General features: G+C 67.7%; 14 protein-coding genes. 7 read left to right on the plus strand and 7 right to left on the minus strand.

The window, feature by feature from the left end; genetic code table 11:
* The first annotated feature begins 198 nt into the window (after positions 1-198).
* The 3 genes from ABZ004_RS19275 (at position 199) to ABZ004_RS19285 (ending at position 4,754) form a co-directional block, all read left to right on the plus strand.
* Entirely contained in the window at positions 199-1,500 is a 1,302-nt protein-coding gene (locus tag ABZ004_RS19275; protein WP_355681239.1) for a cytochrome P450, read from the plus strand.
* A 108-nt stretch (positions 1,501-1,608) separates the two neighbouring features.
* Positions 1,609-3,168, plus strand: coding sequence for a GGDEF domain-containing protein (locus ABZ004_RS19280; RefSeq protein ID WP_355681240.1), 1,560 nt, complete (start codon positions 1,609-1,611; stop codon positions 3,166-3,168).
* 20 nt (positions 3,169-3,188) lie between these two features.
* Complete coding sequence (locus ABZ004_RS19285; RefSeq protein WP_355681241.1) at positions 3,189-4,754, plus strand: GGDEF domain-containing protein; 1,566 nt, start codon at positions 3,189-3,191, stop codon at positions 4,752-4,754.
* Here ABZ004_RS19285 and ABZ004_RS19290 read toward each other — a convergent pair.
* Positions 4,748-6,181, minus strand: coding sequence for a class I SAM-dependent methyltransferase (locus ABZ004_RS19290; RefSeq protein WP_355681242.1), 1,434 nt, complete (start codon positions 6,179-6,181; stop codon positions 4,748-4,750). The genes ABZ004_RS19285 and ABZ004_RS19290 overlap by 7 nt on opposite strands.
* A 154-nt stretch (positions 6,182-6,335) precedes the next feature.
* Here ABZ004_RS19290 and ABZ004_RS19295 point away from each other — a divergent pair, with 154 nt between their 5' ends.
* Entirely contained in the window at positions 6,336-7,739 is a 1,404-nt protein-coding gene (locus ABZ004_RS19295; protein WP_355681243.1) for a hypothetical protein, read from the plus strand.
* Here ABZ004_RS19295 and ABZ004_RS19300 read toward each other — a convergent pair.
* From ABZ004_RS19300 to ABZ004_RS19325, 6 genes are all read right to left on the minus strand, one after another.
* Complete coding sequence (locus tag ABZ004_RS19300) at positions 7,732-8,523, minus strand: class I SAM-dependent methyltransferase (RefSeq protein WP_355681244.1); 792 nt, start codon at positions 8,521-8,523, stop codon at positions 7,732-7,734. The genes ABZ004_RS19295 and ABZ004_RS19300 overlap by 8 nt on opposite strands.
* A gap of 3 nt (positions 8,524-8,526) precedes the next feature.
* Positions 8,527-9,321 carry a DUF2785 domain-containing protein gene (locus ABZ004_RS19305; RefSeq protein ID WP_355681245.1) on the minus strand — a complete coding sequence of 265 codons (795 nt, stop codon included), beginning with the start codon at positions 9,319-9,321 and terminating at the stop codon, positions 8,527-8,529.
* A 151-nt stretch (positions 9,322-9,472) separates the two neighbouring features.
* On the minus strand, positions 9,473-10,237 hold the full coding sequence (locus ABZ004_RS19310; protein WP_355681246.1) for a hypothetical protein: 765 nt from the start codon (positions 10,235-10,237) through the stop codon (positions 9,473-9,475).
* Position 10,238: 1 nt separating this feature from the next.
* Positions 10,239-11,240 carry an ABC transporter ATP-binding protein gene (locus tag ABZ004_RS19315; RefSeq protein ID WP_355681247.1) on the minus strand — a complete coding sequence of 334 codons (1,002 nt, stop codon included), beginning with the start codon at positions 11,238-11,240 and terminating at the stop codon, positions 10,239-10,241.
* Between the two features lie 309 nt (positions 11,241-11,549).
* The gene (locus ABZ004_RS19320; RefSeq protein WP_355681248.1) at positions 11,550-13,856 is read right to left on the minus strand and encodes a sodium-translocating pyrophosphatase; all 2,307 of its coding nucleotides are present in this window, start codon (positions 13,854-13,856) and stop codon (positions 11,550-11,552) included.
* 215 nt (positions 13,857-14,071) lie between these two features.
* Entirely contained in the window at positions 14,072-14,401 is a 330-nt protein-coding gene (locus tag ABZ004_RS19325; RefSeq protein ID WP_355681255.1) for an STAS domain-containing protein, read from the minus strand.
* A gap of 196 nt (positions 14,402-14,597) precedes the next feature.
* Between ABZ004_RS19325 and ABZ004_RS19330 the strand changes: the two genes are divergently transcribed.
* The 3 genes from ABZ004_RS19330 to ABZ004_RS19340 all read left to right on the plus strand — a co-directional run bounded on the left by ABZ004_RS19330 (position 14,598) and on the right by ABZ004_RS19340 (position 18,659).
* On the plus strand, positions 14,598-16,928 hold the full coding sequence (locus tag ABZ004_RS19330) for a DEAD/DEAH box helicase (protein WP_355681249.1): 2,331 nt from the start codon (positions 14,598-14,600) through the stop codon (positions 16,926-16,928).
* Between the two features lie 39 nt (positions 16,929-16,967).
* Positions 16,968-17,456, plus strand: a complete 489-nt coding sequence (locus ABZ004_RS19335) for a hypothetical protein (RefSeq protein ID WP_355681250.1) — start codon at positions 16,968-16,970, stop codon at positions 17,454-17,456.
* A gap of 450 nt (positions 17,457-17,906) precedes the next feature.
* Positions 17,907-18,659 (plus strand): RICIN domain-containing protein, encoded by a 753-nt coding sequence (locus ABZ004_RS19340; RefSeq protein WP_355681251.1) that lies wholly within the window; start codon positions 17,907-17,909, stop codon positions 18,657-18,659.
* Positions 18,660-18,796 lie beyond the last annotated feature (137 nt).

Raw genomic sequence — 18,796 nt, forward strand, 5'->3', positions numbered from 1 at the left:
TTCCGGTGGTAAGTCGGCCCTCCGACGTGACAAGGTCTGACTGGCAAGAAGCTGCGACCATGGCCCCCTCCCATGGTGGTGCCAACGCCACCAGCAGAAGTAGTGCCAACACCATCAGATCTGGTCCGCGGAAGAGTTAGCTTTTCGGTAAGCCGAAAGCCGTCGGGGGCAGCACGTCAGAGAGGGCGCGTGGGAGTCATGGTTGCGACATACCTGAAGAGATGGGTCGGCAGCCGGGTACTGAGCAGAACCACCCGCAAGGGTGGTCTCAACCTGTCCAAGATGCGGGTGTTCCCGCGACAGGTCTCGATGCCGTTGCGGCGCAGCGGTCTGGACCCGGTGCCGGAGCTCGGCAGGATCCGCGAGGTCGAGCCGGTGCACAAGCTGGCCAACCTGTTCGGGCTGAACGTCTGGATGGTCACCGGTCACGCCGAGGCCAAGGTGGTGCTGGCCGACAGCGAGAACTTCAGCAACGACATCCGGCCGCTGGTCGGCTCGGACCCGAACAAGCCGTCCGAGGGCATCGGCGGCCTGGGCTTCACCGATCCGCCGGACCACACCCGGCTGCGCAAGCTGCTCACCCCGGAGTTCACCAAGCGCCGGCTGGCCCGGCTGGAGCCGGCGATCGAGAAGATCGTCAACGACCAGCTCGACCTGATGGAGGCCAAGGGGCCGGTCGCCGACATCGTCGCCGACTTCGCCTTCAACGTGCCGTTCCTGCTGATCGCCGACCTGCTCGGCGTCGAGGAGTCCGACCGCGACCGGTTCCGCGCCCTCGGCCCGGCCCGGTTCGACCTGTCCGGCGGCGGCATCGGGGTGTTCGGCTCCGCGAGCGAGTCGCGCGACTTCCTGTTCGAGATCGTCCGCAAGCAGCGCAAGGAGCCCGGCGACGGCCTGATCGGCTCGATCATCCGCGAGCACGGCGACACGATCGACGACATCGAGCTGGGTGGGCTCGCCGACGGCGTCTTCCTGGGCGGCTACGAGACATCGGCCAGCATGCTCGCGCTCGGCACTCTCGTGCTGCTGCGCGACCCGGAGAACTTCGCCCGGATCAGGACCGAGCCGGGAGCGGTCGACGCGATCGTCGAGGAGCTGCTGCGCTACCTGACCGTCGTCCAGGTCGCCTTCCCGCGGTTCGCCCGGCACGACCAGGAGCTGTTCGGTCACCAGGTGAAGAAAGGTGACCTGGTCGCGGTCTCGCTGTCCGGCGCCGATCGCGACAAGTCCGTGTTCGGCGTGAATGCCGAGGAGTTCTGGCCGCAGCGGGCCCCTGCCGCCCACCTCGCCTTCGGGCACGGCATGCACCGGTGCGTCGGCGCCGAACTGGCCCGGATGGAGCTGCGCGCGGCCTTCACCGCACTGGCCCACCGCTTCCCGGATCTGTCCCTCGCGGTGGCCGAGGAGCAGTTGCGGTTCCGCGACTTCTCGATCGTGTACGGCGTCGAGTCGCTGCCCGTTCAGCTGCACGCTTCGGACACCCAGCAGGTGGCCGGCTGACCGACTGCCTTGTCACCTCGACGACAAGGCAGTGACAGCGAGCCTCCGCGCGGACACAATGGGCGGTCCGACCCGAACAAACGGGTGACCTGCGAGGGGACTGGCTAGATGGCGATGGGCGGTGGCCGGCTGACCGATCGGATAGCCGCCGCGATGACGCTTGCCCAGTCCGGTGGCCATGTCACCGCAGCGGCCGAGCTGAAGGCGATCCGGGCGGAACTCGGCAGCGAACCCAGCTACGAGCTGGCCGCAGCGGAGTACGTCCGCGGCGTGACCGCGCACCATGCGAGTGATGCCGACGAAGCCCTGGCCGCGGTGGAGTCCTGCCTCGCGGTCGGCCGGGCCATCGACGAGCCCGGCTGGGAAGCGAACGCGTTGCCCATCCGGATCATCACGCTGGCCCGGAGCGGCCGCGGGGGCGACACCGTGAACGACCTCGTCGCCGCCGAACACGCGCTCAGCCGGACCACCGACGAAGGCCTTAAGGCGTGGGCGCACACCGGCATCGGCTACGCGTACGACGTACTGCGGATGTTCGAGCTCTGCGTACCGCATTACGAGACCGCGGCCAGGTCGGAAGCCGATGTGCTCGAACTCGCCGAGGCCCCCGCAATCGACCGGCTGAATCTCTCCGAGACCCACCTGCGCTGGGCACACGAACTCGAGCGGCTCGGCGATCCGTCGTACGACGACGAGATCCGCGACCTGCTGGCGGCGGCCGAACACTGGGCCCAGGAAGCCGGAAGCGTCATCGTCGACGACGAGAGCCAGGAGTACTGGCGGCTCAGTGTGCGGCTCTGGCTCGCGGCGGCGCGGACCAGCGCGGATCCGGCCCGGGCAGTCGCCGACCTGGAGGACTGCCGCGACGAGATCAGCAAACTCGGCGAGACCGAGCGGCTGGCGATCGCCGGGGCCTACCTGGCCAGGGGATTGGCCGCGCAGGGCCGGATCGAGGCGGCGACGGCAGCCGCCGACCGGGCCCTGGACGACCTGATTCCGTTGGCCGATCCAGCGACCGTGATGCTCGTGCTGCAGACCCGATCGGAGCTGGCCGCCCGGACCGAGGGGCTCGGAGCCGTTGCAGGCTTGAGTTATGCGCGCTCGGTGGCCAGGGGCTGGTGGAAGGAACGGCTGCGCGCGCTGAACGCCGTACGGCATGCGCTGGAGTCGCATGACCTGCTGGCCCGCCATGATGCGGAATGGCATGCCGCGCGGCAGGATCCGCTGACCGGGATCGGGAACCGGCGGGCCTTGGACGAGCGGCTGACCGCGGCCCGGGATTCGCAGCGCGCTGTGACCTTGCTCGCCATCGATGTGGACGATCTGAAGGTTGTCAACGACACCTATGGGCATGCTCGAGGTGACGAATTACTGCAGGTTGTGGCAGATCTGCTGGTAGAACAGGCACGAGCGACCGACGCCGTGATTCGATCGGGAGGGGACGAGTTCTTCGTAGTACTGGATCAGCCGGACGCGAAGGGTGGCGCCCAGCTGGCCCAGCGGATCAGGACCGCGGTGGCGACCGTCGCCCGGACGACGTCGAAGCCGTGGCTCGGCAGACTCGGGCTCAGCATCGGGTACGCCGCGACCGCGGAAGGGGTACCGGTGGAGCTGCTGATCCCGATGGCGGACACCCGGCTGTACGAGGACAAGCGTCGCGCGCGGTGAGCGCGGCAGGGGGAGGTGGCGTGCGCGAGACGTCGGGGGTGACCGCCCGGATCGCAGCGGCGATGACGCGGGCCCAGTCGGGCAACCCGGCCGAGGCCGCGACCGAGATCCGCCGGCTGCTGACCGAGCTCGGCCCGGAACCGTCGCCCGAACGCGCCGCCGCGGAGTACGTGCGGGCCGTCGCCGCGCACCACGCGACCGATGCCGACGAGGCGCTGGACGCCGTCGACGGGTGTATCCGGGTGTCCCGCGCGATCGACGAACCGGGCTGGGAGGCGAACGCGCTCGCGCTGCGGATCGTCACGCTGATCCGGACCGGCGAGGGCGGCGATTCGGTCGCCGACCTGGTCGCCGCCGAGAACGCGCTTTCGCAGACCCGGGACAGTGGACTGGCCGGCTGGGCGCACACCGGGCTCGGCTATGCCTACGACCTGCTGCGGTTGTTCGAGTTGTGCATCCCCCACTTCGAGCTCGCCGCGGAGGCCGACTCGGATCCGCTCGGCCTGCCCGAGTCACCCGCGATCAACCGGCTCAATCTGGCTGAGTCGAACCTGCGCTGGGCGCACGAGATGGAGCGCCTCGGCGACGCGTCGTACGACGAGGAGATCCGCCGGCGGCACGCGGAGGCGAAGCGCTGGGCGGGTGAGGCGATCGAGGCGATCGTCAGCGCCGACCTGATCGGGTACTGGCCGATGACCGGCCGGATGTGGCTGGCCGCGTGTGAGCGGGAAGCCGATCCGGCGGGCGCCGCGGTGATTCTTCGTGACTGCCGCGATCAGTTGGCCAAGCTGGGTTCTCTGGAGCTGGCCGCGATCGCTGGCGCCTATCTGGCGAAGGCGTATGCGGCGCTCGGTCAGATCGACGATGCCCTGGAGGCTGCGGATCGGGCCGGTACCGACCTGCCGCCGACCTCCGATCCGCCGGTCGAGGCACTCGTCCGGCATACCGCAGTACAGATCGTCGCTGATACCGGTGACGCGGGTGCGGCGATCGGACTGCACTACGCCCGGGCGATCACCCGCGGCTGGTGGGCCGAACGACTCCGCGGCCTGTACGCCGTCCGCAGCGCGCTCGCGAACCACGAGCTCTCGATCCGGCACGACGCCGAATGGCGGGCCGCCCGGGAGGATCCGCTGACCGGCGTCGGCAACCGGCGGGCGCTCGACGAACGGATGTCGCTGGCGGCGGACTCCGGCCGCTCGGTCGCGGTGATCGCGATCGACGTGGACAACCTCAAGATCGTCAACGACAGCTACGGGCATGCGTGTGGCGACGAGGTGCTTCGCCGCGTCGCCCAACTGCTGACCGAACAGTGCAGGGCCGAGGACATCGTTGCCCGGGCCGGTGGCGACGAGTTCGTGGTGGTGCTGGACAACCCTGACGAGCGCGGCGCCCGCGAACTGGTCGAGCGGATCAAGGCCGCTGCCGAACGAGTGGCCGACTCGGCTGTCGAACCGTGGTTCATGATGCTGCGACTCAGCATCGGCCACGCCACCAGCACCGACGGCACCCCGGTCACCGAGCTCCTCACCGAAGCAGACCGCCGGATGTACGCCGAGAAGCGCCGCCGACGGTCGTCTCAGTAGTCCAGAAAGCCTTCTACGACAAGGTTCCTGATCTTCGGCAGGTAGTCGGCGTGCACGTCGTCGCGCTCGAGCAGGCTGCCCAGGGCGTCCAGGATCTGGCCGACGCTGAGGTCACCGTCGCAAGCTCCGACGAATCCGGCGAGCACGGTGTCGGCGTGCTCGGCCCTGCGCATCCCGCGCTGCCGCCGCAGCACGATCGTCGCCGGATCCTCGGCACCTGGTTGGCCCGCTGTCTCCTGCACCACGTCTTCCGCGACCGTGAGATGCAGGCCGGTCAGGTCGTCCGGTAGCCCTTCGCGTCGCTCGAAGCGGTCGAGCACGTGCGGCCCGATCGGCTGCTCGATCTCGTACGGCCACTCCTCCGCGTCCAGGGTGCCCGGGAGGTTTCGCAGGTTGATCCAGCCCATCCCGATCGCCTCGACCTGCTGATCCTCCAGCCACCGCAGCCAGGCGTCGTACCGACTCGTGTACTCCGGGCGGCCGTGCAGCCCGGCGTCTCGCAGCCACAACTCCACGTACTCCGCGGGATCCAGCTGCTCCCGCTGCACCGTCCAGGCTGCGCGATCTCCTGTCCAGTCAGCGATCCTCTCCCGCCAGTCCTGGCCGCGGATGCAGGTCCAGTTGGCCAGGAGCTGACACCAGCCGCCTTCGGTCAGGTGCGTTGGTGCTCGCCGAACAAGTTGCTCGACCACCGCATCTCCGGCGAACCCGGTCTCCCGGTAGGTCAGCCGCCCGTCGCTCGGCGGCGCGATCACGTACGGCGGGTTGCTGACGATCAGGTCGAAGCGTTCTGTGTTCACCGGCTCGTAGAGGCTGCCCTCTCTGAGGTCCAGCTCGATGCCGTTGAGCGCGGCCGTCCACTGGGTCAGCTGGAGCGCGCGTTTGTTGACGTCGGTGGCGACGATGTGGTTCACGCGATCGGTCAGGTGCAGTGCTTGGATGCCACAGCCGGTGCCGATATCGAGGGCCTTCTCGGCCTTGATCGGCACCGTCAGCTTGACCAGGCTCAGGCTGGCGGGCGCGATGCCGAGCACATAGTCGGGACGCATCGGCTCGCGCCGGCCGTCCAGCCCTGGGGTCAGGTCTGCGACGACCCACCACTGCCGCTCGTCCTCGGCGTAGGGACGGATGTCGACTGCTGCTCTGACCTCGTCGCCTTCTGCGGTGATGATGCCTAGGGCAAGTAGCTTCTCGGAGGTCTGTGGAAAGGCCTTGCTGACGGTGGCTTCCGGGACGGATCGCTGCAGCAGGAACAGCCGGATCATGGTGTCGATCGGGTCGCCGGACGCCGTTTCGCGGTAGGCAAGGGTGGTCTCGTTCCGCGCGAGCGCATTGTTGGCCTGGGCCCCCAACCGCTCGGCGACCCCGTCAACCGTGTAGCCGGCCGCGGCCAGCTCAGCCCGCAACCGCTCCGCTATCGCATCCACTCTCACAGCCCTCTCTCGTATCAACGCTTTTAGTCTCCCAGATTGCAGCTTTTGACATCGGAAAGTTGTCCACAGGCTGCCGATTCGGTCGCCGGGAGGCCCTTGATTCCTGGCATATTCAAAGCATCAAGGTCGCAGCCGAAGGGAAACACTGATGAAGATGCGCGCAGGGCTTGCCCTGGTCGCGGGCCTGGGGCTCGTCACCGGATGTGGGGCATCGGGCCTCGAGACAGCTGCCGGGACGGTCGAGAAAAAGACGTCCGAGGCGTTCCTGACCACCGCCGAGTCCACCTGGCACAGCCAGGTGGACGGAGAATCGAACAAGAACCTCGGTGCCGACGCGCGCTGCTACTTCGTGACCGGTGCCGACAGCACCAAATCTCTCGGCAACGTCGCCTGCGGGCCGATCCGCCGGCTGGGGACACCGGAGAAACAGGTCTGGGACGTGGTCCGGATCGAGCCGACCGGAGGCGACAAACCAGGACTGCAGATCCCCGGCAACGAGCCCTGGAAGAAGTCCCAGGTGCGCCCGGACAGCAGCAACTTCTGGCGACCGGACGGCAAGAAGGTTGCCGCCGACGCCGACGCGCTGGCAGCACCTGCCGCTCCACCGGCGCAGGCCGGCCTGACCGAGGTGCTCGACAAGAGCCAGACCCTGCAGCTCCAGCCGGCCACCGACAAGCTCGTCGTGCCGGACGGAACGGTAACGCTCAAAGGGATCGCGACCCCGGAGACCATCGGCAGCGACACCGACGTGCGCTCACCGGCCACCGGGGAGAAGTTCGTCGTCGCGGTCTTCGGCGTCGCCCCGACCGTTGATCCGCTGACCGGTGACGGCGCCTACGACCCCGCCAAACCCAGCCCGAAAACGGTCGCGACCAAGTGGACGGTCACCGTGGGATCGCAGCAACGCCCGGTCGAGATCCTTCCCGACGCAGAAGGTTCGGCCACGATCCCGGAGCGGACATTGATCGCTTCGGTCCCGAAGGACACCGCCGACGTGGTGCTGACAGCGGTCAACGGACCCGTCACCCAGACGCTTTCCCTGACCACCGGCAAGCGCACCAGCACGAACGCGGCCGCCTACTACCGGACCGGCACGATGGCCACTTTGAACAAATCCATCCCGACCAGCCAGGTCAAGCTCGGATCGGACTTCCGCAGCAAGTTCTCGTATTCGCTTGGCCGCGCAGCGTTGACCCCATGGGACCCCGAAGCAGGCTGGGCGCCGGACGGGCTGGCCTGGGTCAGGGTCGAGGTGGAGTCGAGCCTCGACTACTCCTACATCGTCTACGACAAGAAGTGGGCCGATCCGTTGCTGACGGCAACGGCCGACGGCGCACCGGCGGGTAAGCCTTCGGTCCGGAATTCGCTGGAAGCCGCGAACCAGTCGGAAGGCACAGTCGTCGCCATCGCCGTACCGGCCACTGCCAAGACCGTCCAACTCAAGGCAGCGCCCCGGATGAACTTCACTGCCAACGCCATCAGCCAGGGAGCCGTTCCCAGGACCGGCACCGCCGTCTATCCCACCCTGACAGCCACCGCCACCTTCAACTAGCGGTCGTGTAGAGCACAGTGCCGGACTCGGTGAAGTCCTCTGGTCCGAGTCCGGCCAGCTCTCGCTCGGCCGTCGCGAGGCACTCCTGGCGTCGGTCAGCCGGAAGCAAGGCGATCCGCCGAGCCATCGACCCGATGACCTGAGAGTGCGCCAGGAACTCCGCGGCCGTCGGCTGATGCCGGAACCGCTCGATGGTGATCTCCACCCGGTCGAACTGCGCTTGTCTCAGCGCCGTCTCCAGGTTGCCCGGATCGGAGGTGACGGCATTCGACGGCATCTGCGGCGACGGATCGGGCGGAGCGTCGTACTCGTCGATCACCCGCACCCACACCTCGTACGCCGGGTGCGGGTCGTGCCCGGACCAGGTCACCGCGGCGAAGGAACCACCGGGCACCAGCGCCCGGCGTACCTCGGACAGCGCAGAAGGGAGGTCCGGGAGATGGAAGAGGACGAACGGCATCACGATGGCGTCCAGGCTGTCCTCAGCGAACGGCAACGCCTGCGCATCACCGACGACGCGCCCGAACCGTGCGGGCGCCTTGCGAAGCATCGCTTCGGTCAGGTCAGCGCCGATGATCTCGGCCTGTGGGGCGAGCTGTTCGAGATGGGAGAGCAGCCGGCCCGGACCACAGCCGATCTCGGCGACCCGGCGAGCCTGCGTCAGGTCGAGACGATCGGCGACGGCTCGAGCGTGCACGGCGAGGACATCGGCCCACGGACCGTCGTACGCGGTCGCGACGGCTGCGTAGTTCTCCCGGATGGCAGCGGTGAAGAGTTGGGTCATCGGTCAGAAGAAGTAGGGGGTCGCGGCGTGGAAGACCTCGATGAGCTTCGTCTTGATCGCGTCGCGGTGCGGGACCTGGACCGGGGGCTTCTCGCGATCCAGCAGGACTCCCTGGTCGACCATCAGGTAGACCACGCGCAGGGTGCGCAGGGTGTTGGAGGACTCGGCGGCGATCCCGCCCAGCTGGTGCATGCTGATCGCACGGACCGCCGGGTCGAGCCAGCTGACCGCATCCGCGGCACTGAGATCCGGCCGGGTCAGGGCCGCCGACAGGGCGAACCCGAGCCGGTCGTCCTCCAGGTCCCTCATCACGTGCTCCGTGGGCGTCAGCAGCCGCCCGATGCCCAGCCGGAGCATCTCCACCGGCTCCACGGCCGGAAACTGCGCCAGCGCGCCCAGCAGGTCGCTGCCGTGGGCGATCGCGTGCAGCCAGCCGAGCTTCGGGTCGTGGCCGCGCAGGTCCTCCTCGGCGACGTACCAGCGTTCGAACGGCGGCACCCAGGCCGGATCGAAGACGCCCGCCGAGACGATCGAGTCGAGGATCAACGGCGCGAACGTCCGCGCCTGGATCTCCTCGTCCCCGAACCGCGCGGCCATCTCGTCCCCCAGCGCCCGCAACTGCTCCTCGTCGAGCACTTCCTTGCCGATCCAGGTCGCCAGCGTCGAGTACGCCTGCGCATCCCGCACGACAGGATCCGGCGACCGCAACATCACCGAGAGCTCGGCGACCAGCTCAGCGAGCGGACGATCGGTTGGCACAGCGAAGCCATCGGCGCGAACCTGCGCCCAGTCGGTCATGCAGCGCAGGCTATGCGCTCCACCGGTCCACCCGCCACCACCTTCTCACCCCAGCACAGGAAACGGCCCGTGGCGCATCTGGTGGATGCTCCACGGGCCGCAGCGACCAGGACCCCTCAGCCCGGCCGGGCCTTCGTACCCCCGCGAATCGTCAGGCGTCGCGCCTGCTCGCGCTGAACAGAGCGATGACGAGCAATGCAGCCGCCCAGCCGGCGAAGTACAGCAAGGACCACCAGGGGCTCAGCGCGTAGGCATCGGGGCCGGGGGTCGGGCCGGCCAGTCCCTGGTCCAGGCCCTGGTTCACGAAAGAGCTGCCGTTGGCGAACGGCGACCACTTCGCGAGGTCGTCGCCGACCTTCGGGATCAGGTTGAACAGGTTCTCGACCAGCAGCGGCCACAGGATGAGGATCGCGATCGCGCCGGCGCTCTGCCGGATCAGGATCCCGACCGCGACCGCGATGACGGCGGAGACTGCGAACAGCAGTCCCTTTCCCGCCAGCAGCCGCCATTCGGCGCCCGTGTCGAGTGCGATGGAGCCGTTGGTCACGAACAGGTTGCCGATTGCCCAGGCCCCGAAGGCGGCGACCACGCCGACGATCCCGGCCAGGAAGGCGACCACGGCCGTCTTGCCCAACAGCAAGCTGGCGCGCTGCGGCACTGCCTGGAAGCTGGTTCTGATGGTGCCGAACCGGTACTCGGTAGTCACAGCCAGTGCAGCCATCACCATCATCACCATCTGGCTGAGCTGCGCGCCCGCCTGGGTGAAGAAGATCGTCGCCCGCTGCTCGTCCGAGGCGTTCAGGAAGGCGGTGAACAGGGATGCCAGGCCCACACTCAGCACGGCCGCCGTGATCATGCACCACCAAGGTGACCGAGTGGAGAAGAGCTTGATCCGCTCTACTGCGATGACCGACATGTCAGTTGTCCTCCTTCGGCCCGGCGGCCACCTCGGCGCCGGAGACCGGCGGAACCGCGTTCGGGTCGATGACGGGGGCGATTCCGTCGGCTGCGTGGTACTGCACCGAGTCGCCGGTCATCTGCATGAACGCCTGCTCGAGCGAACCCCGCTGCAGGGTGAGCTCGTGCAACACGATGCCCTGGGCGGCAGCCAGCTCGCCGACCTGGTCGGTCTTGACCTCGCCATCGACGAAGAGCACCTTGCCCTCGTTCTCGACGTCCTCGATCCGGCTGACCAGTTGCTGCTGCTGCAGCACGGTCTGCAGCTGGTCCAGCTGCGGGCTACGCACCTTGACCGACGTCCCGCTGGCGCGGTCGACGAACTCGGTGGTGGTGCACTGGGCGATCAGCTTGCCGCGACCGATGACGATCAGTTCCTCGGCGGTCTGCGACATCTCCGACAGCAGGTGACTGGACACCAGGACTGTGCGGCCCTCGTCGGCCAGGCGGTGCATGAAGGTGCGGATCCAGACGATGCCCTCGGGGTCCAGGCCGTTGACCGGCTCGTCGAAGAGCAGGATCTCCGGGTCACCGAGCAGGGCGCCGGCGATGCCGAGCCGCTGCGACATACCCAGTGAGTACGCACCGGCGCGCTTGTTCGCGACCTCGGTGAGGCCGACCATCTCCAGTACCTTGTCGACACTCGATTTGGGCAGTTTGTTGGAGGCGGCCATCCAGCTCAGGTGCGCTCGGGCCGAGCGGTTCGGGTGGACCCACTTGGCGTCCAGCAGCGCGCCGATCTTGGTCAGCGGCTGCCGCAGGTCGCGGTAGTGCTGGCCGTCGATGCGGACGTCGCCGGCGGTCGGGGTGTCCAGGCCGAGGATCATCCGCATGGTGGTGGACTTGCCGGCCCCGTTCGGGCCGAGGAAGCCGGTCACCTTGCCTGGTTTGACCTCGAAAGACAGGTTGTCAACGGCAACGGTTGCGCCGTATCGCTTGGTGAGGCCTTGTGCCTCGATCATCGCCGTACTCCTCGTTCGGTGGCGCGCCAGTGAATCCGTCGGGCGGGCTGTTGACTTCAGTATCGAGGCCAGGTCGGGTCATCACATCGGACCCCGGACGGATCCGGTGTGTCCACCTCTGGGTGGATTCTGCCGTCCCCCTTCGGCCCGCCGCCATCGGTTGACCCCCTGACCCGTCCCCGACGATCCCCTACCCGGGCGAGGGAAACATCAGCCGAAAGTCGACTCCTCGTTAACCAAAGGAAAGCGGGTATACAAAGCACAAGGCCCGCCGGAGAATCTCCGGCGGGCCTTGTGGCGACTACTGGATCAAGCGGCTGCGTTCACCTCGGCCGGGGTGTCCGAGATGACGGACTCCCGGCGCTTGGAGACGACCACGGCCGCGGCAATGATCACCAGCGCCACCAAGGCGATGGCGATCCGCAGGGCGGTGTTGGTGTCCTCGCCGATCTTGGACATCCCGACGACGGCCGGAGCGATCAGCACCGAGACCAGGTTCATCACCTTGATCAGCGGGTTGATGGCCGGACCGGCGGTGTCCTTGAACGGGTCGCCCACGGTGTCACCGATGATGGTGGCCTCGTGCGCCGGCGAGCCCTTGCCGCCGTGGTTGCCGTCCTCGACCAGCTTCTTCGCGTTGTCCCAGGCGCCACCGGAGTTGGCCAGGAAGACGGCCATCAGGGTGCCGCTGGCGATCGCGCCGGCCAGGTAGCCGGCCAGTGCCGAGGCACCGAGACCGAAGCCGACGGCGACCGGGGCGAGGATGGCGAGCAGACCCGGGGTGGCCAGCTCACGCAGCGAGTCGCGGGTGCAGATGTCGACGACCTTGCCGTACTCCGGCTTGCCGGTGCCCTCCATGATCCCGGGGATGTCCCGGAACTGGCGGCGCACCTCGTACACGACCGCACCGGCGGCACGGCCGACGGCGTTGATCGCGAGACCGGAGAACATGAACACGACCGCCGCACCGACGATCAGGCCGACCAGCGTGGACGGGTCGAAGACCAGTGCGTCGGCGTTGAACGCAGCGTCACCGGCGTCGTTCAGGACCGCGTAGATCGAGTCCGTGTAGGAACCGAACAGCGCGGTGGCGGCCAGTACGGCCGTCGCGATCGCGATGCCCTTGGTGATCGCCTTGGTGGTGTTGCCGACGGCGTCCAGCTCGGTGAGGATCTGGGCCGCTTCGCCGTCCACGTCACCGGACATCTCGGCGATGCCCTGCGCGTTGTCGGAGACCGGACCGAAGGTGTCCATCGCGACGATGACGCCAACGGTGGTGAGCAGGCCACAGCCGGCCAGCGCGATCGCGAACAGCGCGACCACACCGGAACCGCCGACCAGGAACGCGCCGTACACGGCAGCGGCGATCACCAGTGCGGTGTAGACGGCGGACTCGAAGCCGACCGAGATGCCGGACAGGATCACGGTGGCGGCACCGGTCAGCGACGTCTTGCCGACGTCCTGGACCGGCTTGTCCTCGGTACCGGTGAAGTACCCGGTCAGCGCCAGGATGATCGCGGCCAGCACGATGCCGATGATCACCGAGACGGTGGCGATGATCCGGGGATCACCGTCGTGGGCGGCGATCGCCGCGGTCGCGCCGGTCAGGTCGCCGAACTTGGCCGGCAGGTAGACGAACGCGGCCACCGTGCAGAGCACGGCGGAGACGAAGGCCGAGATGTAGAACGCCCGGTTGATCGTCTTCAGGCCGTTCTCGCCGGCCCGCGGCTTGGTCAGGAAGACACCGATCACCGCGGTGACGGCGCCGATGGCCGGCACGATCAGCGGGAAGATCAGGCCCTGCTCGCCGAAGGCGGCCTTGCCGAGGATCAGCGAGGCGACCAGCATCACGGCGTACGACTCGAACAGGTCGGCCGCCATGCCGGCGCAGTCACCGACGTTGTCGCCCACGTTGTCGGCGATGGTCGCCGCGTTGCGCGGGTCGTCCTCGGGAATGTTCTGCTCGACCTTGCCGACCAGGTCGGCGCCGACGTCGGCGGCCTTGGTGAAGATACCGCCGCCGACCCGCATGAACATGGCGAGCATGGCGGCACCGAAGCCGAAGCCTTCGAGCACCGTGGGGGCATCACCCTTGAAGAACAGCACCACCGCGGCGGCGCCGAGCAGGCCGAGGCCCACCGTCGCCATCCCGACCGTTCCACCGGTCCGGAACGCGACGCGCATGGCAGGTTCGCGCCCCTCGTCCCGGGCGGCCGCGGCGACGCGGACGTTCGCCCGGGTCGCGAGCCACATGCCCAGGTAGCCGATCGTGGCGGAGAACCCCGCACCGATCAGGAAGAAGATCGACCGGAAGATCTTCAGCGTGGTCTGGTTGTCGCCGTCACTGTGCACAGGCAGCAGGAACAGCAACAGGAATGCGACCACGGCGAAGACCGACAGCGTCTTGAACTGGCGGTTCAGGTAGGCCGATGCGCCTTCCTGGACCGCCTGGGCGATCGTCTTCATACTCTCGGTGCCATCGTTCGCGGCAAGCACCTGGCTGCGGAACACCATCGCGATGGCGACCGCGAGGATCGCGATCACACCGACGACGACGACCAGCGTGGTGTTGCTCGACGAAAGATCCACCGCTTGTACAGCAAGCGACGCGGACATCCGTCCTCCTTGTTGGCAACCCCTCTGGGCTGGACGGCCCCCGTAAGCCGCTACCGAAGGGTTGGGAAATACGAAACAGCACCAATGACCTGGCGCGGTGGGTCACTCTAACGGGTATTCGACCAGACCTGACGACAGGGTGGTCTACGCCATACCCGGGCGGTTCAGGCGAGACCTCACCCTGGGTAGCGAAGGGGCTACCTTTTCACCCGGATTCAGATCGCCGAGGCGACATCGGGATGGATGTCGAAAACCTTGGTCAGCCCGGTGATCCGGAAGATCTTCAGCAACCGTTCCTGGGTACAGACCAGCGACAGCGACCCGTCATGGGTGCGCACCCGTTTCAGTCCGCCGACCAGGACTCCCAGGCCGGTGGAGTCCAGGAACTCCACTCTTTCAAGGTCTACGACCAACTCGTACTGCCCCGCGTCGACCAGCGAGACAAGGGTCTCGCGCAGCTTCGGCGCGGTGTAGACGTCGATCTCCCCGCCCACCTCGACGACGGTGCGCCCGCCCTCCGAGCGCGTCGTCAGCGACAGATCCACTTCGGCCTCCGATCCCGTGAACTGTTGCATTCAACCATGTACGGACCGTGAGAAGGGCCGTTGCGGAAAACTCTTTCACCTCGGCTCAGCCCACGTCGAGCCACCCGGCAGAACTGACGTGTGCATCCGCCTCGGTCGTTCGCTCGTGCAACTCCCGGCCGGCTTCTTTGTCCACGGCCACCATTACTCTCGCGGTATGCGCGATGGCGGTGAGGCAGCGGTGGTACTCAAACGCTTGGCTGCCGGACCTGGGCGTGCCGAACGGCTCACCCATGTCGAATTCGTGCCGCCGCGCCAAGGACAGACCGGCACCTGGCCACGCTGGGTGCCACCCGAGGTCCTGAGTCAGCTGGCCGATGCCGGAGTGACAGAACCCTGGACCCACCAGGTCGCTACTGCCGAGGCGGCTTACAGCGGCAAGCACGTGGTCGTTGCGACGGGCACTGCGTCCGGCAAGTCGCTCGGTTACCTGCTTCCCTCGTTCGCCACGCTGAGTATTGCCCAGGCGGCGTCACCACATCGGCGTACGGCGTCTGTTCTCTACTTGTCCCCTACCAAGGCATTGGCGCACGACCAGTTGCGTGCTGTTTCGTCGTACGACGTGCCGGGGCTGCGGCCGACCACTCTCGACGGTGACTCGGAGCGGACCGAGCGGGACTGGGCCCGGGAGCACGCCACCTACGTACTGAGCAATCCGGACATGCTCCATCGATCGGTGCTGCCCAACCACCAGCGCTGGGCGCGGTTCCTGGGCTGCTTGCAGTACGTAGTGGTCGACGAGTGCCACCACTACCGAGGCGTGTTCGGTGCACATGTCGCCGGCGTACTACGGCGGCTTCGCCGCGTCTGCGCGCAGTACGGCGCTCATCCGATCTTCATCTGTGCTTCGGCGACCGTCGCGGAGCCGGCGGTGTCGGGTGAACGGCTGACTGGCCTGCCGATGGTCGAGGTGGTCACGGACGGCTCACCCCGCGGCGGCATCTCGTTCGGCCTGTGGGAGCCCCCGCTCACCACATTGAGAGGCGAAAACGGAGCCCCCGTACGCCGTTCCGCAACGGCTGAGGTCGCGGACCTGCTCACCGACCTGGTGGTGTCAGGAGTGAGAACAGTCGCCTTCGTCAGGTCCAGGCGCGGCGCCGAGACGGTTGCCCTGACCGCACGGGACAACCTGGCTGAGGTGGATCCCGCTTTGGCGAACCAGGTATCGGCGTACCGGGCGGGCTATCTCCCGGAGGAGCGGAGACGGCTGGAGCGGATGCTGCAGAGCGGAGAACTCACCGGAGTCGCAGCGACGAACGCGCTCGAGCTAGGAATCGACATTGCCGGGCTGGACGCAGTACTGCTGTCTGGTTGGCCTGGGACGAGGGCGTCGCTCTGGCAGCAAGCAGGGCGAGCGGGGCGGACAGGTGGAGATGCCCTGGCGCTACTTGTCGCCAGAGATGATCCACTGGACACCTATCTGGTCCGGCACCCACAGGCGATCTTCGGACGCCCTGTCGAGGCGACTGTCTTCAACCCGGAGAATCCGTACATCCTCGGGCCTCAGCTCTGCGCAGCAGCCCAGGAGCTGCCACTGACACCGGCCGACTACGAGATCTTCGGAGCCAGTACTGAGAACGTGATCGGCCAGCTGGTGCGGCAAGGTCTCCTGCGCGAGCGGCCGCATGGCTGGTTCTGGACCCGGCGGGATCGCGCGGTCGACGCGATCGACATCCGTTCGGCCGGTGGCAAGACCGTGCAGATCGTGGAGGACCAGACCGGCCGGCTGCTGGGAACAGTGGATGGCGGCTCGGCCCACGCGAGCGTGCACGAAGGCGCGGTGTACGTCCATGCCGGGGAGTCCTACCTGGTCCGCAGTCTCGACCTGGAGGGCCACGCCGCGATCGTCGAGCAGGCGTCACCCGACTACACCACCTTCGCCCGGGACAAGACCGAGATCAGCATCCTGGCCACCGAGAAGGCTCAGGCCTGGGGCACGGCGGAGCTGTCGCGCGGATGGGTCCAGGTGACCAGCCAGGTGATCTCGTACCAGCGCAAGGAGCTCGTGACCGGCAACATCCTGGACGAGCAGCCGTTGGATCTCCCGGCCCGCACGCTGCGGACCAAGGCCGTCTGGTGGACCATGCCCGACGAGCTGATCCGAGGACTCGGGCTGACCGACGTACCGGGCGCCGCTCACGCAGCCGAACACGCGTCGATCGGACTACTGCCGCTGTTCGCCACCTGCGATCGCTGGGACATCGGTGGCGTCTCCACCGCCAAGCACGCCGACACCGGCAGGCTGACGGTCTTCGTGTACGACGGGCACCCGGGTGGCGCCGGCTTCGCCGAGCACGGGTACGCCGCGGCGCGCGAATGGTTGACCGCGACACGTGAGGCGATAGCACACTGTGAGTGCGTCGACGGATGCCCGTCGTGCGTACAGTCACCCAAATGTGGGAACGGGAACAACCCACTCGACAAGGGCGGCGCGGTCGCGCTGCTCACCGCTCTCCTTGCGTTCGCACCGCTCGGCAGTGAGGCCTAACCGTCCAGCAGTCCGGCTGCTGGGAGAAAGGCAGCGATCATGCTGGCTCTCGGAATCGTTCTGATCGTCCTGGCCGTCCTGTTCGGCCTGGGCGTCTCGGTCTCGTCCGGTGAATCCACCAAGATGTCGGTCTTCGGCGTCGACTTCGGGCTCGCCGTACCCACCCTGTTCCTGCTCGGCGCCGCGACGGGGATCGCGCTGTTCCTCGGCCTGTGGTTGACGAAGAAGGGACTCGGCCGCGGCTACCGCCGCCACAAGGAGGTCCGCGAACTCCGCCAGCAGGTCGCCGCCGCCCCCACCACGACAGACGGCACCACCGAGGGCGCGACAGCTGTCGACGAGCGCGAGGTCACCGACAGCGACGTCACTCCGCGGCACGCCGCACCCACCGGGCCCGACGATCGCCCCGTCGCGGGCGCCGGCGCCGACCCCGACAGCCGGACCGTCGACCTCGGCGAGGCCGACCACCTGGCCACCGAACACCACACAGTTGCCGAAGGCACCGATTCTCGGGACCAGCGACGCTGAAGCTGAGAAACCTTCGCCCTTGCGCCCTTGCCGGGAAGTGAAACTCCTTCTCCGCAAGGGCGAAGCCCGACGGCAAGAAGTTGCCGTATCTCGATCGGCACACAGCCGCCACACAGTGACAGCACGGCGATCCTGCGGCAAGATTTCGATGCCCTATGCAACGATTTCTCCGTGGCAGTTAGTTGCCATTGGCATCAAGTGACATCGGTTGTCCATAACCACCTCCGGACCTCTTGTGCATTACTGGTCGTGGCGTCAACGTCGCGTTGAGTCACCGTCGGCCTTCCGGGCCACACCGCCTCCTCACGGGGGATCGACCCGCATCTCATCCCACAGCGCTTGGGATGCCCGTTGCGGTTCCCGGAACCGGCTCGCTCTCGCTTCGAGGTCCCGACGACCCGACGCCGCGAGATAGCACGACCTCTGGAGGTTGTCTTGATCATCCGTAGATTGTTGAGTCGCACCGGCGTCGCAGTGCTCGCCGTCAGCGTCGCCCTGGCCACGGCCATCCCGGCGCAGGCAGCCGCACCGTCCGCACCGGCCGGCCCACCCCCGGGCGTCGAGGTCGGCGTCGTGAAGCAGATCGCCAGCCGGGCCGACACCCGCTACTGCCTCACGTTCGTCACCGCGAACAAGGTCCCGATGGCCGTGATGATGGCCTGCGCTCCCGGCAAGGAGGGCAAGACCCAGGAATGGGTCTACACCGAGAAGGGCCAGCTGCAGGTCGCGATGAGCAGGAGCGTCGGTGGCGCCCTTGCGAAGACCGGCGCCTGCCTGGACACCGGCGCGGACCTCGTCACGCCACCGGCGGACGCACCGGTCCTGGTGCTGCCCTGCCGGAGCGGTACCGGCCAGCAGTGGAACTACGACACCGAAAGCGGCTCCTTCACCAACGCGGCGAGCGGACTGGCACTCACCTCGCTGCTCGGGAAGGGCAAGGCCAAGCAGGCCCAGCCGACCGGTGACCTGGCGGCCACCGGTGCCCCGATCCAGGGCTGGAGCGCACTGCCGCTGCCGGGCCTGGACATCCTCGGCGCGGTACTGGCACTCGTGAACGCTCTGCTGGCATCGCTGGGCCTGGCCCTGCCGCTGCCGATCGCGAACGCCGCATCGAGTCTTCTCGAGCTGGTCCGGGGCAAGACCCCGGTCCCGGCGCAGATGACGACCCTGCCGAAGCAGATGATGCAGCTGGCCAGGCGCTGATCGAGAAGGATCCTCGAGCCACACAGAGGACGGCCGGCCCCGCCCGAGGCGGGGCCCGCCGCCTGGTTTGAGTGAATGAGTGTGGAAAACGAAGAAGAGATCTCGGAGGGGGGGGGAACATTGTAAACAAAGGGGTG

The organism is Kribbella sp. NPDC006257 (assembly GCF_040613535.1).
In the GTDB taxonomy this organism is placed as follows: Bacteria; Actinomycetota; Actinomycetes; order Propionibacteriales; family Kribbellaceae; genus Kribbella.